Source organism: Phycicoccus flavus (genome assembly GCF_004025965.2).
Classification (GTDB): Bacteria; Actinomycetota; Actinomycetes; order Actinomycetales; family Dermatophilaceae; genus Phycicoccus; species Phycicoccus flavus.
The window spans coordinates 1-13,017 of record NZ_SAYU02000092.1 but is presented as its reverse complement, the minus strand read 5'-3'; the positions used below and the strand labels follow the sequence as shown (position 1 = coordinate 13,017).

Annotated in this window: 13 protein-coding genes; 8 read left to right on the top strand and 5 right to left on the bottom strand. The window is 76.2% G+C overall.

All coding sequences use genetic code 11. The features are described from left to right. Positions 1-161: 161 nt before the first annotated feature. Positions 162-947, bottom strand: coding sequence for a hypothetical protein (locus EPD83_RS18555; RefSeq protein ID WP_128368404.1), 786 nt, complete (start codon positions 945-947; stop codon positions 162-164). A 145-nt stretch (positions 948-1,092) separates the two neighbouring features. On the opposite strand from EPD83_RS18555, the gene EPD83_RS18550 reads away from it, so the two are divergent. Both EPD83_RS18550 and EPD83_RS18545 read left to right on the top strand, forming a co-directional pair. Next, a complete protein-coding gene (locus tag EPD83_RS18550; RefSeq protein ID WP_128368403.1) occupies positions 1,093-1,497 on the top strand; it encodes a tetratricopeptide repeat protein in 405 nt (134 codons plus the stop codon). Further along, positions 1,494-3,107, top strand: a complete 1,614-nt coding sequence (locus EPD83_RS18545) for an LLM class flavin-dependent oxidoreductase (protein ID WP_165566986.1) — start codon at positions 1,494-1,496, stop codon at positions 3,105-3,107. The genes EPD83_RS18550 and EPD83_RS18545 overlap by 4 nt, the downstream gene beginning before the upstream one ends. Before the next feature lie 33 nt (positions 3,108-3,140). Here the strand turns inward: EPD83_RS18545 and EPD83_RS18540 are convergent, their stop codons facing one another. The 3 genes from EPD83_RS18540 to EPD83_RS18530 form a co-directional block, all read right to left on the bottom strand. After that, positions 3,141-4,172, bottom strand: coding sequence for a zinc-binding metallopeptidase family protein (locus EPD83_RS18540; RefSeq protein ID WP_165566985.1), 1,032 nt, complete (start codon positions 4,170-4,172; stop codon positions 3,141-3,143). Positions 4,173-4,266: 94 nt separating this feature from the next. Continuing rightward, a complete protein-coding gene (locus EPD83_RS18535) occupies positions 4,267-4,866 on the bottom strand; it encodes a methylated-DNA--[protein]-cysteine S-methyltransferase (protein WP_128366645.1) in 600 nt (199 codons plus the stop codon). Then, positions 4,863-5,351 carry an RNA polymerase sigma factor gene (locus EPD83_RS18530; protein ID WP_128366646.1) on the bottom strand — a complete coding sequence of 163 codons (489 nt, stop codon included), beginning with the start codon at positions 5,349-5,351 and terminating at the stop codon, positions 4,863-4,865. Before EPD83_RS18530 ends, EPD83_RS18535 begins: the two co-directional genes overlap by 4 nt. A gap of 140 nt (positions 5,352-5,491) precedes the next feature. On the opposite strand from EPD83_RS18530, the gene EPD83_RS18525 reads away from it, so the two are divergent. From EPD83_RS18525 to EPD83_RS18505, 5 genes are all read left to right on the top strand, one after another. Next, on the top strand, positions 5,492-6,313 hold the full coding sequence (locus EPD83_RS18525; RefSeq protein WP_165566984.1) for a glycerophosphodiester phosphodiesterase: 822 nt from the start codon (positions 5,492-5,494) through the stop codon (positions 6,311-6,313). Between the two features lie 11 nt (positions 6,314-6,324). Then, a complete protein-coding gene (locus EPD83_RS18520; RefSeq protein WP_322095806.1) occupies positions 6,325-6,873 on the top strand; it encodes an ATP-binding protein in 549 nt (182 codons plus the stop codon). 119 nt (positions 6,874-6,992) lie between these two features. Then, the gene (locus EPD83_RS18515; protein ID WP_165566983.1) at positions 6,993-7,880 is read left to right on the top strand and encodes a DUF5926 family protein; all 888 of its coding nucleotides are present in this window, start codon (positions 6,993-6,995) and stop codon (positions 7,878-7,880) included. Further along, positions 7,880-8,632, top strand: a complete 753-nt coding sequence (locus EPD83_RS18510; protein ID WP_128366649.1) for a glycosyltransferase — start codon at positions 7,880-7,882, stop codon at positions 8,630-8,632. Before EPD83_RS18515 ends, EPD83_RS18510 begins: the two co-directional genes overlap by 1 nt. After that, a complete protein-coding gene (locus EPD83_RS18505; RefSeq protein ID WP_165566982.1) occupies positions 8,617-10,155 on the top strand; it encodes a hypothetical protein in 1,539 nt (512 codons plus the stop codon). The genes EPD83_RS18510 and EPD83_RS18505 overlap by 16 nt, the downstream gene beginning before the upstream one ends. Here the strand turns inward: EPD83_RS18505 and EPD83_RS18500 are convergent. Continuing rightward, positions 10,100-12,271 (bottom strand): hypothetical protein, encoded by a 2,172-nt coding sequence (locus tag EPD83_RS18500; RefSeq protein ID WP_235950717.1) that lies wholly within the window; start codon positions 12,269-12,271, stop codon positions 10,100-10,102. The two genes, EPD83_RS18505 and EPD83_RS18500, sit on opposite strands and share 56 nt — an antisense overlap. A gap of 42 nt (positions 12,272-12,313) precedes the next feature. On the opposite strand from EPD83_RS18500, the gene EPD83_RS18495 reads away from it, so the two are divergent. After that, the coding region (locus EPD83_RS18495) for a glycosyltransferase family 87 protein (RefSeq protein ID WP_164896612.1) at positions 12,314-13,017 on the top strand (704 nt) is incomplete at its 3' end.

Sequence of the window (13,017 nt, the reverse complement as noted above, 5' to 3'; positions counted from 1 at the left end):
TCGTCACCGGCGACCCGGAAGGCCGGCGCGTCGCCGTCGAGGGCTCCCGGGCGATGGCCGCCGAGCTGTTCTCGCGGGTCCGCCGGTCGTGACCGGCCCGGGGCTCCCGCTCGGCCGCCACCCCGACGCGGGGGTGGGCCTGGGGGGCCGGTCCGCCGCGGTCAGCCGGCCGGGCCGAAGCCGCCGAAGGAGACCGCGTCCCGGACCCGCCGGCGCAGGCCGTCCAGCCGGGCGGCCCGTGCCCGCGCCCGGGCGAGCTTCTTCGGCTTGTCCCGGTAGAAGCGGCGTGCCCAGAACGACTCGGGCCGGGCGAGCCGGAAGGCGACGAAGAGCGCGATCGACGGCACGGGCAGACCGACGAGCGCGAGGACGACGCGGCCCTTGAGGGCGGTGACGACGGTGAGCGCGAGGTGGACGACGAGCACGACGGTGAAGGTCCACCAGCCGCCGGCCTCGGCCTCGAAGCGGTCGACGCCGAGCGGGGTCGAGCCGATGAGCAGCACGACGACGACCACCCCGGCGATCATCACGGCGTCGATGGACTTTCGGCCCTCCTCGCTCCAGTAGACGTCCTCGAGGTGCAGCCAGAGCGCGAACTCGTCCAGGGCCAGCGCGGCCCCGACGCCGAAGGCCGCGGCCAGCACCTCGAGCCACGGCGAGCCGGGGTCGAAGCGGATGACGAGCAGCCCCGAGAGCAGGACCAGGAGGATGCCCCACACCTGGTGGTGGACGTGCACCCCGCCGATGTGGACGTCCTTGATGGGTGAGCGCGACGGCTGGGCGGGGTCGGCGTGCCCGGCCGCGGCGCGGGCGGCGGCGCGCTCGGTGCGCCGGCGGATCGTCGTCGTCACCCAGCGGGTCACGGCGTAGGTGACGACGAACCCGACGAGCAGCCACAGGGCCCCCGACCGGCCGGTGCCGAGGACCGAGCCGGTGTACCAGTCCATGGGAGCTCCCTTCGTCGGAGCCGGCGTGCCCGGGCCTCGCGTGGGCCCATCGTGCCCGCGCGGACGCCGTCGCGCGAGGAGCTGCGGCGTCCCGGCGCCCGGCCGCCCCGGAATGTCGGCCCCCGCGGGCGGCGTTCGAGGAGGTATGAGCACCCCCGAGACCGGTATGGCCGACCGCTACCAGCGCGCCCGGGGACTCTTCGAGCACGGGGAGTACCAGGCGGCCGCCCAGGAGCTGTCGGCGCTCGTCGACGCCAGCGCCCTCGAGCCTCCCCTGCACGGCACGACCGAGCTGCGGCTGCTGCTCGCCCGCTCGTACTACCACTCGGCGCAGCTGAACCGCGCCGAGCGGGTGACCCGGGCCATCCTCGTCGACGACCCCGACGAGGCCTACGCGAACCTGCTGCTCGGCCGCACGCTGCAGCGCCAGGGCCGGCAGGCCGAGGCCAAGCCGCACCTGGCGATGGCCGACCTGCTCGGCGGGTACGGCGACGGCCACCGGCTGCCCGACCCCGACGACGAGGCCGGCGAGCGGCCGGGTCGCGCGTGACCGACTACGGGCACGCGCTCGAGTTCGGGATCTTCCCGTCGCCGGACGCCGCCGCGCCGGACCGCGTCCTCGAGCTCGCGCAGCTGGCGGACGTCCTCGGGCTCGACCTCGTCACCGTGCAGGACCACCCGTACCAGGCGCGCCACCTCGACGCGTGGACGCTGCTGTCGGTGGTCGCCGCGCGGACGACCGCCGTGCGCGTGGCGCCGAACGTCGTCAACCTGCCGCTGCGCCCGCCGGCCGTGCTGGCCCAGGCGGTCGCCTCGCTGGACCTGCTCACCGGCGGCCGGGTCGAGCTCGGGCTGGGGGCCGGCGCGTTCTGGGACGCCATCGTCGCCGCCGGCGGGGAGCGGCTCGGCCCCGGGCAGGCGGTCGACGCGCTCGTCGAGGCCATCGCGGTGCTGCGGGCCTCGTGGTCCGGCGAGGGCTCGGTGCGGGTCGAGGGCGAGCACCACCGCGTCGTCGGCCTGCACGCCGGGCCGCGGCCGGCGCACCCGGTCGGCATCTGGGTCGGCGCCTACGGGCCGCGGATGCTCGGCGTCACCGGCCGGCTGGCCGACGGCTGGCTGCCGAGCATGGGCTACGCCGACCCCGACGCCCTCGGCCCGATGAACGCCCGGATCGACGACGCCGCCGTCGGCGCCGGGCGGGCCTCCGAGGACGTCCGCCGGCTCTACAACGTCGTGCCCGCCGGGAGGTCGGGCAGCGGGCTGCGGGGCCGGGTCACGGACTGGCCCGAGCAGCTGGCCGGGCTCACCCTCGAGCACGGCATGGCCACCTTCGTCCTCGGCACCGACGACCCCGACCTCGTGCGGGCGTGGGCGTCCGAGGTGGCTCCGGCGACCCGCGAGCTCGTCGACGCCGAGCGCGCCGCGGCGGCGGTCGAGGTGGACGGGCCCGACGCCGGCGGGACGGCCGTCGGGGACGCACCCGGCGGGCCCGGGGACGCGGCCGGCCGGCGGGACGAGGCCGTCACCCGGTCCGCGGCGGCGTCGACGCGGCCACCCGCCACGCCGGCGTTCGTGCCCACGCCCGACGACGGCACCCGCCTCACCGGCGAGCTGCCGTGGGACGAGGCGGCGCGGCCGGTGCACCCCGACCGCTCGGACGCCTCGGGGTACGGCGACGCCGAGCTCGCGGCGCCGCGGCACCTCGTGGACGTCCACGACCACCTGCGCTCCGAGCTGGCGCAGGTCCGCGACGTCGTCGACCAGGTGGCGCGCGGCATGCTCTCGGTCGGCGCCGCCCGCTCGGCCGTCAACGCGATGACCATGCGGCAGAACCAGTGGACGCTCGGCGCCTACTGCGAGGCGTACTGCCGGGTCGTCACCGGCCACCACACCCTCGAGGACCAGGCCATGTTCCCGCGGCTGCGCCGGCGCGACCCGGACGCGGCGCCCGTCATCGCGCGGCTGGAGGAGGAGCACGAGGTCATCCACGACGTGCTCGACGACGTCGACCGGGCGCTCGTCGCCCTGGTGTCGGAGGAGGACGGCGCGCTGGACCGGCTGCGGCACGTCGTCGACCTGCTCACCGACACCCTGCTCTCGCACCTGGCCTACGAGGAGCGCGAGCTCATGCACCCGCTGGCGCGGCACGGCATGTTCTGAGCCGCGACCGTCCGGACGGGGTCGGGACGCGCCTCAGGGCCGTGCGGCGCCGGCGTTCCCCTCGCTCGCGCCGGGGGCGTCGGTGCCGGGGACGACCGAGGCGACGAAGTCGAGCTTGTCGAGCACCGCGTCGGGGATGACGAAGGGGTACAGATCGTCCTTGCCCATCGAGCGGTTGATCTGGTTGAGGGCCGTCGACAGCGGCATCCACACCCCGACGACGAGGTCGCGGAAGCTCGTGAACGCCGACGGTGAGACCGTCACCAGGCCCTGCGCCGCGGCGGTGTCGACCGTGTCGCAGATGTGCAGGTAGTGCGCGAAGCACTCGGCGAAGTCCTCGAAGGGGTGCATGGTCGCGTAGCGCGAGATGTACCGCTGGGGCCAGTCGGCGGGCGGGCCGTCGCGGTAGTGGCGGTCGATCTCCGCCTGGTAGTCCGCGGTCTCGTCGCCGAACAGCTCGCGGTAGCGCTCGCGCAGCGGGCCGTCGGTGACGAGCTGCCCGTCGTAGTAGTGCCCGATCTCGTGCCGGAAGTGGCCGAGCATCGTGCGGTAGGGCTCGTCGAGGCTGACCCGCACCTTCTCGCGCTGGTCGTCCGCCGACTCCGCGAGGTCGATGGTGATGACGCCGTCCGCGTGCCCGATGACGACGTTCTCGTCGACGCTGGACAGCAGGTCGAAGGCGAGCCCGCCCGCCGGGTCCTCGTGCTTGCCGACCACGGGGAAGCCGAGGGTGTCGAGCTCGACGACGAGGTGCCGCTTGGCACCCTCGGTGACCCGGAACTGGGGGAGGCCGACCTCGTCGCCGTCGGCCGGACGGGTGCGGGTGAGGTCGCACGAGCTGCACTGGCCGCCGGCGGTGCGGGTGAGCCAGGTGCAGCCGGAGAGGTTCAGGTTGCGGCAGACGAACCACTCCGTTCCCGTCGCGTCGACGTACCGGCCGCCGTCGACGAGGGGCACGATGGCGCGCTCCTCGCGGGAGAAGGCGAGGTCGGTGCCGCACGAGGTGCACACGGAGTTCTCGAAGAACAGCGGGTTGTCGCAGACCCGGCAGCGGAAGGCACGCACCGCCGCACTATGTCACGCGGCCGGGCATCGTCCCTCTTCAGCGCCGGTGACCGGACACCGTGAGCCCGGGTCCGCGACGGGACGCGGGGACGGACTAGCGCGACGTCGCGCCGCGGTGGCCGGCCTCCAGGGCGAGGAGGTGCTCCTTGGCGGCCGGTCCGCCGGCGTAGCCGCCGACGCCTCCCGCGGCCGGCAGCACGCGGTGGCACGGGATCGTCACGCACAGCGGGTTCGTGCCGAGCGCGGTCCCCACCGCCCGGGCGGCGCGGGGGCGCCCGACGCGGTCCGCGAGCGCGGCGTACGTCGTCCGGTCGCCGTAGCCCACGGCCGCGGCCAGCCCGCCGAGCACCTCCCGCTGGAACGCCGTGGCGAGGACGAGGTCGGGCTCGACGTCGACCCGGTCGGCCCGGCCGGCAAGGAAGTCCTCGAGCGAGCGGCGCACCGCGTCGGTCGGACGGGGGTGGCGCAGGACGCGCGGGCTCACGGCCCCGGCGATGCGGACCAGCCAGCGGTCGACGGCGTCGTCGTCGGGCGCGTAAGCGGTGGCGACGACGCGTCCGTTGTCGCGGACGGCGAGGAGCATCCGGCCGACGGCGGTGTCGTCGACGACGTAGCTGACGTCGGTCGGGGGTAGGCGCGGGGGGCCGGCGAGGTCGGGGCCGACGCCGGCGAAGGGGTGGGTGGCGGGGGTCATCGGGGGTCCTTCGGGTCGGTGAGGTCGAGTCGGAGGGTGGCCAGGGCGTCGCTGACGAGGCGCCGGCTCATCCCGGGGGTGGTGCCGAGCGCGGCGGCGACGGCACGGTGGTCGAGGTCGCCGACGAAGCGCAGGACGACGGCGTCGCGCTGACGCGGCGGCAGCACGGCGACGCGGCGCCACAGGTCGTCGTCGGGCTCCGGGGGAGGGCCGGTGCTCGGGGCCTCGGCGAGGGTCGAGGGGTCGTCGTGGGGGGTGCTGCGGCGGGCCCCGCGGTGGTGGTCCATCGCGCAGCGGTGGGTGATGGTGAGCAGCCAGGAGCGCAGGTTGCGGCGGTGGGTCAGCCGGGGGTAGGCCGCGAGCGCCTGGGTCCACGCCTGCTGGGCGACGTCCTCGGCGTGGACCGGGCCGACGAGGCCCTGGGCGAGCCGGGCGACGTCGCGCCAGTGCTCGTCGACGAGGTGCTGGAAGGGGGGCAGGCTCACGATGGTGCAACGGTAGGGCGCCCCCTTCCGTGAGTGCCGCCTCGCGCGGCGCCGGGTGCGGAGACGGGTCGGGCGCGCCACCGGAGGTTCATCGGCTCGTTGCCGCGCCGACGGACGCCGGTGGACCACAATGGGGCGTCGTGACCGCCGCACACCGGACGTCCACCGCCCGACCCGTCGTCGTCGCCCACCGGGGGGCGAGTGCCGACCGGCCGGAGCACACCCTCCACGCCTACGAGCAGGCGCTGGACGACGGGGCCGAGGGCGTCGAGTGCGACGTACGGCTCACCGCCGACCACCATCTCGTGTGCGTCCACGACCGCCGCGTGGACCGGACGAGCAACGGCACCGGCCGGGTCTCCACCCTCGAGCTCGCCCGCCTCGAGGAGCTGGACTGGGCCTCGTGGAAGACGCCCGACGGCGACGCGGAGTCCCCCGACGCCGACCCCGAGCGGGGCCGCCTGCTCACCCTGCGCCGGCTGCTGGACACGCTCTGCGAGACCCGGCGCGAGGTCGTCACCCTCATCGAGACCAAGCACCCCACCCGGCACGGCGACGACGTCGAGAAGACGCTCGTGCAGGTGCTGCGCTCCTTCGACCTCGACGACGGCGACCGGCCCGGCCGGCCGCACGTGCGCGTCATGTCCTTCTCCTCCCGCGCGCTCCAGCGGGTGCACCGGCTCTCGCCGGAGGTCCCGCTCGTGCACCTCGTCGCCGACCGGCTGCCGGCCAAGCCGATCGACGGGTCGCTCCCGGCCGGCGTCGGGACGGTCGGGCTGGACGTCCGCCTCGTCCGCCGGCGTCCGCACGTCGTCCAGCGGTTCCTGGACCGGGGGAACGACGTGTTCGTCTGGACCGTCGACGACCCCGAGGACGTCGACCTCTGTCTGCGGCTCGGCGTGGGGGCCGTCATCACCAACCGCCCGGCCATGGCCGTCGACCGGGTCCGGGCCACGGAGTAGGGTTTCGGGCCGTGACCTCGGACGACCTCACCCGGACGACGGACCGGACCGTCATCGACGGCGAAGCCGCGGACCGCCTCGACGACGACCTCGAGCAGGACCTCGACGGCGAGACCCTCGGGGTGGCCGAGTCCTCCGGGCCCGGTGTCGACAGCATCATCTGCACGATGCGGGTGCCCGCGGACTCCTCGGCCGTGGCCGGCGTCCGTCACGAGATCGTCCAGGACCTCTCCGCGCGCGACCTGCCCGAGGACCTCGTCGGCGAGGCCGAGATCGTCGCCTCCGAGCTGCTGACCAACGCGCTGCGCCACGCCCGCCCGCTGTCCGACGGCACGATCCGGGTCCGCTGGAAGATCCGCGGCGAGGTCGTCGAGGTCGAGGTCACCGACGGCGGCGGCGCCACCGTCCCCAAGCCCGCGCCGCGCACGGTCTGGCTGTCGTCCGGGCGCGGGCTGCGGATCGTCCGCTCGCTCGCCCACGAGTGGGGCGTCACCGAGGACCGCACCGGCAACGTCGTGTGGGCCACCCTCGGCGGTCCCAGCCGCCGCCGCGCCACCTGACCCCCGCCGGACATTTCGGGGTGACCCCGAAATGTCGCCGAGACCGCCGGTTCGGAAGCGGGGTCTCGGTGACGAACCGGGGTCTCGGGGTGCCGGGAGCGCCCACTAGGGTGACGCGCATGGGCAAGGCATCCCGTCGTCAGCGCGCCGACCGCGCGTCCCGTCCCGCGAAGCCGAAGCCGGCGCCGTTCGAGGCCCGGCCCTTCGCCGGGCTCCCGAGCGAGCCCGACTGGGTGGCGATGCGCGAGATCCTCCCGGCCGCGACCGCCGTCGTCACCGTGAGCCCGGAGCACGTCCCCGACGGTGCCCCGTCCGAGGTGACGATCGCGACCGTCCTGCCGCTGGCCTGGCCCGGGCTGCACCGCACCGACGGCACGGTGCTCGTCGGCATCCAGTCCGGCAACTCCAGCGGTGACGCCAGCCGCGACCTCGCCGCGCAGGTGCTCGCCGCCCTCGCCGCCGAGCAGGGCCACCCGGTGACCGCCGTCCCGCAGGCCACCGCGGACAGCCCGCGCCTCCAGGACGTCCTCGCCGCCGACAGTACCTTCGAGGTCACCGTCCAGGAGGGCTTCGACTTCTGGGTCGCGGACCAGGAGCTCGAGGGCGACGCCAAGGAGTCGCTCGAGCGCGCCAACGAGTCCATCGTCCCCACCGTCGCCCTGACGAGCCTGCCGTCGGCCTACTGGGTCCGCATCGGCGACCGCGCGCACATCCGCCTCGTCCTGCCCGACGACGAGGACGCCGCCACCGACGCCCTGGCCCGGCTGCACGCCGCCGGCGACGACGTCCTCGGCGAAGGCAGCCGGCTGCTCGGCGCGTTCCGGGCCGGCGGGCTCCTCGTGCCGGTGTGGGACCTCGACCCGGAGAAGGAGGCGGCCGACCACGAGGACGCGCTGGCCGCCTTCGGCACGCGCTACGCGGCGGCGCTGGAGAGCACCGACGCCCTGACCCCCGAGGAGCGCCGCGCCCGCAGCGGCCTGCTCAGCCGCCAGGTCACCCTGCGCTGATGGGCGCGATGGCGGCGCGCGTGGCGGCCGTCGTCCCGTGCAAGGACGAGGCCGAGCGGATCGCCGACACGGTGGCCGCGGTGCTCGCGCTCCCCCAGGTGGGGCGGGTGGTCGTCGTCGACGACGGCAGCACCGACGACACCGCCGAGGTCGCCCGCGCCGCCGGCGCCGACGTCGTCGTCCACCCCCGCAACCGCGGCAAGGCCGCCGCCCTCTCCACCGGCGTCGCCCACGTCCGCGACCTCGAGCGCGTCGCCGCGGCCGGAGAGGCCGATGACCCCGAGACCACCGCGCCCGCCGCCCTGCTCTTCGTCGACGGCGACCTGCGTGACACCGCGGCCAACCTCGGCGTGCTCACCGACGATGTCCTGGCCGGCCGGGCCGCGATGACCATCGCGACGCTGCCCGCCCAGCTGACCTCCGGCGGCGGGCGCGGGCTCGTCGTCGGGCTCGCCCGCCGGGGCATCGAGGCGCTCACCGGCTTCCGGGCCGTGCAGCCGCTGTCCGGGATGCGCTGCCTCTCGCCGGGCGCCTACGCCGCCGCCACCCCGCTGGCCCGCGGCTGGGGGGTCGAGACGGCGCTGACCGTCGACGTCCTGCGCGCCGGGCTCGAGGTCCTCGAGGTGCCCTGCGAGCTCCAGCACCGGGTGAGCGGCACGGACTGGCGCGGGCAGCTGCACCGGGCCGGGCAGTACCGGGACGTCTGGCTCGCCCTGGTCCGGCGCGGCTGGCGGCCGTGGCAGCGCGGCTGACGCGGCCCGACCCGGTCCGGTGGGTGCTGCTCGCCGGGTCGCTCGCCCTGCTGCTGCTCGTCGGTCTCGCCCGTCCGAACGCCGCCCAGCCGGACCTGCTGCCGCGCGGCTGGGCCCCGGGGCCGCTGCTGCCGCTGACCCTCTCCCCGGCCGTCGTCACCGCCGCGCTGTGGACCGCCTACGTCGCGGGCGCGCTCGCCGTCCTGCTCGGCCTGCGGGCCGGGGTGGCGGCCCTACGGACCTGGGCCGTCCCGGCCGGGCTCGGGGTGGCGGCGCTGCTCACGGCGCCGTTCGGGTCGGCCGACCACGTCAGCTACGTCGCCTACGGCCGCATCCTCGTCACCGGCGGCGACCCGTGGGTCGTCTCGCCGATCACCTGGGCCGGCGGCACCGACCCCGTGACCAGCCGGGTCGAGGCGCCGTGGACCGAGGAGCCCAGCGTCTACGGGCCGTTCGCCACGCTGCTGCACGGGCTCTCGGCCTGGGTGGGCGGTCCGCAGCTGCGCCAGGAGGTGTGGGTCTGGCAGGTCCTCGTCGTCCTCGCCTGGCTCGGCACCCGGGCCGCGCTGCGCCTCGCCCTCGACCCCGAGCACCACGGCCGGGTCGACGCCGCCTGGACACTCAACCCGCTCGTGCTCGGGGTCGGCGTCCTCGGGGCGCACGTCGACGTCGTCGCCACCGCGCTCGTCGTCGCCGCCGTCGCCGCCGGGGTGCGTGTCGCCGGGCCCGCCGGACCACCGGCCGCCGGCGCGCTGCTGGCGCTGGCCGCCTCGACCAAGGTCACCTACGGGGTGGGGCTGTTCGCCCTCGGCGCCGCCTGGTGGCTGACCCGCGAGCGCCCCGACGCCACCGGCGACACGGACGGAGCCGACGGCCGGCGCCGCGCCCTCGTGCGGATCGGCACGGCGGTCGTCGCGTTCGTCGTCGTCGCCGGGCTGCTCCAGCTGTGGGCCGGTCCGCACGTCTACGACCAGCTGGCGCGCTCGCGCCAGGCGGTGTCGCTGGCCACGCCGTGGCGGCTGCTGCTCGAGGCGCTGCGGCCCCTGGTCGGCAACGGCGCGGCCCGTCTCGTCGTCTCGGTGGGGGCGGCGCTGCTGGCGCTGGCGTTCGCCGCCGTCCTCCTGCGCGCGACCCGCCCGGTGACCGGCGTCGACCGGCGCGCGACCACGGACCCGCGCCGCTGGGCCGCGACCGCGCTGTGGCTCACCACCGGTCTCGGCCTCGCCTACTCGCTCGCCGCGCCCTACAGCCTGCCCTGGTACGACGTCCTCGTCTGGGGCGCGCTGCCCGCCGTGGCGGCCGGCCCGCTCGACCTCGTCGCGCTGGCCCGGCTGGCCGTCCTCGCCGCCGCCTACGTGCCGGGGCGCGTCGTCGGGATGACGGCGGACGTGGAGGCGCTGACCCTCGGCTTCCGCCGCGCGGTCGCCCCGTGGCTGGTGCTCCTCGTCTGGGCCGCGGTGCTCGCCGTCATCGGCGCCGGCGCCGGGCGGCGCGGGTCCCGGCGCGCGCGTACTGCTCGTTGAGCAGCGACGCGATCGTCACGGACACCACGAGTGGCACGGCCAGCGTCGCCCCCACCGCGGGGATGGCGACACCGGAGTCGTTGGCCAGGAAGCCGATGGTCAGGCAGATGAGCAGGGCGACGAGCCCGGCCCGCAGCGTCGGCGCAGCCTCGTGGCTGCGCGCCAGCGCCCGCGAGCCCCACGACGTCGGCCGGGCCAGGACGAGGGCGAGGACGAGCAGCGCCACCGGGACGAGGTAGCTGAGCGGCGCCGTCTGCTGGACGAGCTCGACGTTCTGCTGCGCCTTGCGCACGACGACGTCGCCGCCGTTGCCGTCGAGGACCGCCTGGACGAAGTTGCCGAGGTGGCTGCGCGAGGCCGGCGCGCGCAGCCAGTCCAGCACCGCGACGACGACGAACAGCACGACGACCGAGGCGCCGACGACGAGCCAGCGCCGCCAGGTGAGCCGCAGGCCGAGCACGGCGAACGCCAGCGAGGCGAAGGCGGGGACGAGCGCGGGCGGGCCGCCGCCGTCCGCGCCCCAGAACGGCGCGCCGTCGACGACCACGGCGACGACGCCGACGACGACGACCGCGACGAACGCCGTCTCCCGTCGCCCCCGGAGCACGAGCCAGGACGACAGCGCCGTCGCGAGGATGACCGCTGCCGTCGCGAACAACGCGAAGGTCGGGTTGCCCATCCCGTAGAACCGTCCGCCGACGACCGGCTGCAGGCCCATGAGCGAGGACAGCTGGAGCCGCGAGCCGGTCATCACGTCGGCGGCGAGCACGACCATCGTCACGAGGGCGACGACGGCCGGCGGGCCGAGCACCCAGTGCCGCCACGGCCCGCGCAGCGCGAGCCCGGCGATGACGACGACGAACCCGAGGACGGCGGCGGTGACGGCGAGCATCTCGACGGGGAAGCGCCACCACGGCACGAGGTTGGCGAGGAACGTCGACACCGGGACCGCGCCGGCGGCCACCGACAGCGTCCGCACCCGCCCGAGCACCGTCGTGCGGGTGGCCTCGGACCCGATCCGTCCCTTGACGACGAGCAGCAGGAGCAGGTAGACGACGAGCTGGCCGTAGGCGAAGACCTGGAAGAACGGCTCGACGAGGCCGTGGACGTCGTGGCTCGCCTCGTCGAGGTCGCGCAGCGTCTGCAGCCGTTCGCGGGCCCGGCGCTCGGAGTTGTCCGGCGCCGGCTGCGAGGTGAGCGGGCTGCCCTGGACGGCGTCGGGCACCGGCAGGCCCACGTCGGCGAGGACGGTGGCGGTGAGGTCGGCGGCCTGCGCGAGGCCGACCTGGCGGGTCGACGGGGACTCCAGGGTCCCGGGGCCGTAGCCCGGGCCGCGGGCGAGGACCATCCGCAGCCGCTCGGACCGCCCGGCGTCGGCGAGGCTCGCGACGACGAAGTCGGCGCCGTTGGGCCCGGCCTCGAGCACCGCCCCGATGCGCTGGTCGATCTCGCGCAGCTGGTCCGCGCGCGACCCCGGCGTGGGCTCGCCGGCGGGAACGTCGTCGGGGTCGCGCAGCACGCCGACGTCGACGAGGGTCACCGGGCAGGCGTTGAGGTCGACGAGCAGGTCGGCGGGCTCGTAGTCGCCGTACTGCGCGACCGTGCCGTCGGGCAGGGCCGCCCCGGCCGCGGCGTACGGCCCGACGGCGCGCAGGCACATCCCGCCGTCGCGGACCTGCTGGGCGAGCAGCCCGAGCCGGGTGTCGAACCGCTGCTCGGCGGCCGCCTGCTCGTAGGACGGCCACTCGGCAACCGCGCCGTCGACGACGCTCGGCGGCCCCGGGCACTCACGGTCCGCGGGGTCAGGGGCGTCGCCCGCGCGCGGGGCCGCGGCCCGCGAGCCCGCCGACAGGCCCAGCCAGCCGTCGTCGGGGCAGGTGTTGGCGTAGACCGAGCGCGTCGAGAGGGCCGCCGAGGACCCGTCGCGGAGCATGAGCCACAGGTTCGGCGTGGTCTCCTCGCTGATGTCCGACCAGCTGATCCCGCCCGTCCCGACGAGGACGACGGCCCCCGCCGGGGCCTGCGTCGCCGCCCGCGCGCCGCCCGCCGCACCGAGCCCGAACCCGGCGAGCGCGGCGGCCAGCGCCAGCGCGACGGCGAGGGCTCTGCGGGTCACGCACGACAGGGTACGGGGCGCTGTGACAATGGCCCGGTGAGCATGCCGACCCCGCGGAGCCGTCCCTCCGCCCCGCCCTGGCGGTGGGGTCTCGCGGTGCTGCTCGTGGCGCTGGCGGCCCTCCCGGCGGCCCTGCGCTACCTCGTCTTCTGGCCGCTGGACCAGTGGCAGGTCGACATCCAGGTCTACCGCGACGCCGGGGTCTCGATCCTCACCGGCCGCCCGATCTACTCGACGCTCACCGAGGCCCCGCAGCTGCTCCCGTTCACCTACCCGCCCTTCGCCGCCTTCCTCTCGGTGCCCCTGGCGCTGCTGCCCTTCGGGGTCGTCGGCTGGCTGTGGACGGCGTTGCAGGTGACGGCGACGACGGTCACGACGTGGTTCGCCGGCCGCCGGCTCATCGAGCGGGCCGGCGGCTGGCGGCCGCTGGCCCTGGCCGGGCTCGCGGCGCCGATGCTGTGGCTGCACCCGGTGGGCGACGGCATCCGGTTCGGGCAGGTCAACGCCTTCATCGTGCTCGCCTGCCTGCTCGACCTCGTCGAGCCCCGGCCGCGGTTCCTGCGCGCGGTCCCCCGGGGCGTCCTCGTCGGGCTGGCCATGGCGGTCAAGCTGACGCCCGGGGTCTTCGTCGTCCACTTCCTCGTCACCCGGCGCTGGCGCGAGGCCGCGACCGCCGTCGGGACGGCCGCGGCGGTGACGGTGGCCTCGGCGGTCGTCCTGCCGTCGGCGTCGTGGGCGTTCTGGCT

What these genes read in the sequence shown, in the direction of transcription:
- EPD83_RS18555 (WP_128368404.1), bottom strand. Translation starts at nt 947, where the DNA reads ATGGACTGGTACACCGGCTCGGTCCTCGGCACCGGCCGGTCGGGGGCC.
- EPD83_RS18550 (WP_128368403.1), top strand. Translation starts at nt 1,093, where the DNA reads ATGAGCACCCCCGAGACCGGTATGGCCGACCGCTACCAGCGCGCCCGG.
- EPD83_RS18535 (WP_128366645.1), bottom strand. Translation starts at nt 4,866, where the DNA reads ATGACCCCCGCCACCCACCCCTTCGCCGGCGTCGGCCCCGACCTCGCC.
- EPD83_RS18515 (WP_165566983.1), top strand. Translation starts at nt 6,993, where the DNA reads ATGGGCAAGGCATCCCGTCGTCAGCGCGCCGACCGCGCGTCCCGTCCC.
- EPD83_RS18510 (WP_128366649.1), top strand. Translation starts at nt 7,880, where the DNA reads ATGGGCGCGATGGCGGCGCGCGTGGCGGCCGTCGTCCCGTGCAAGGAC.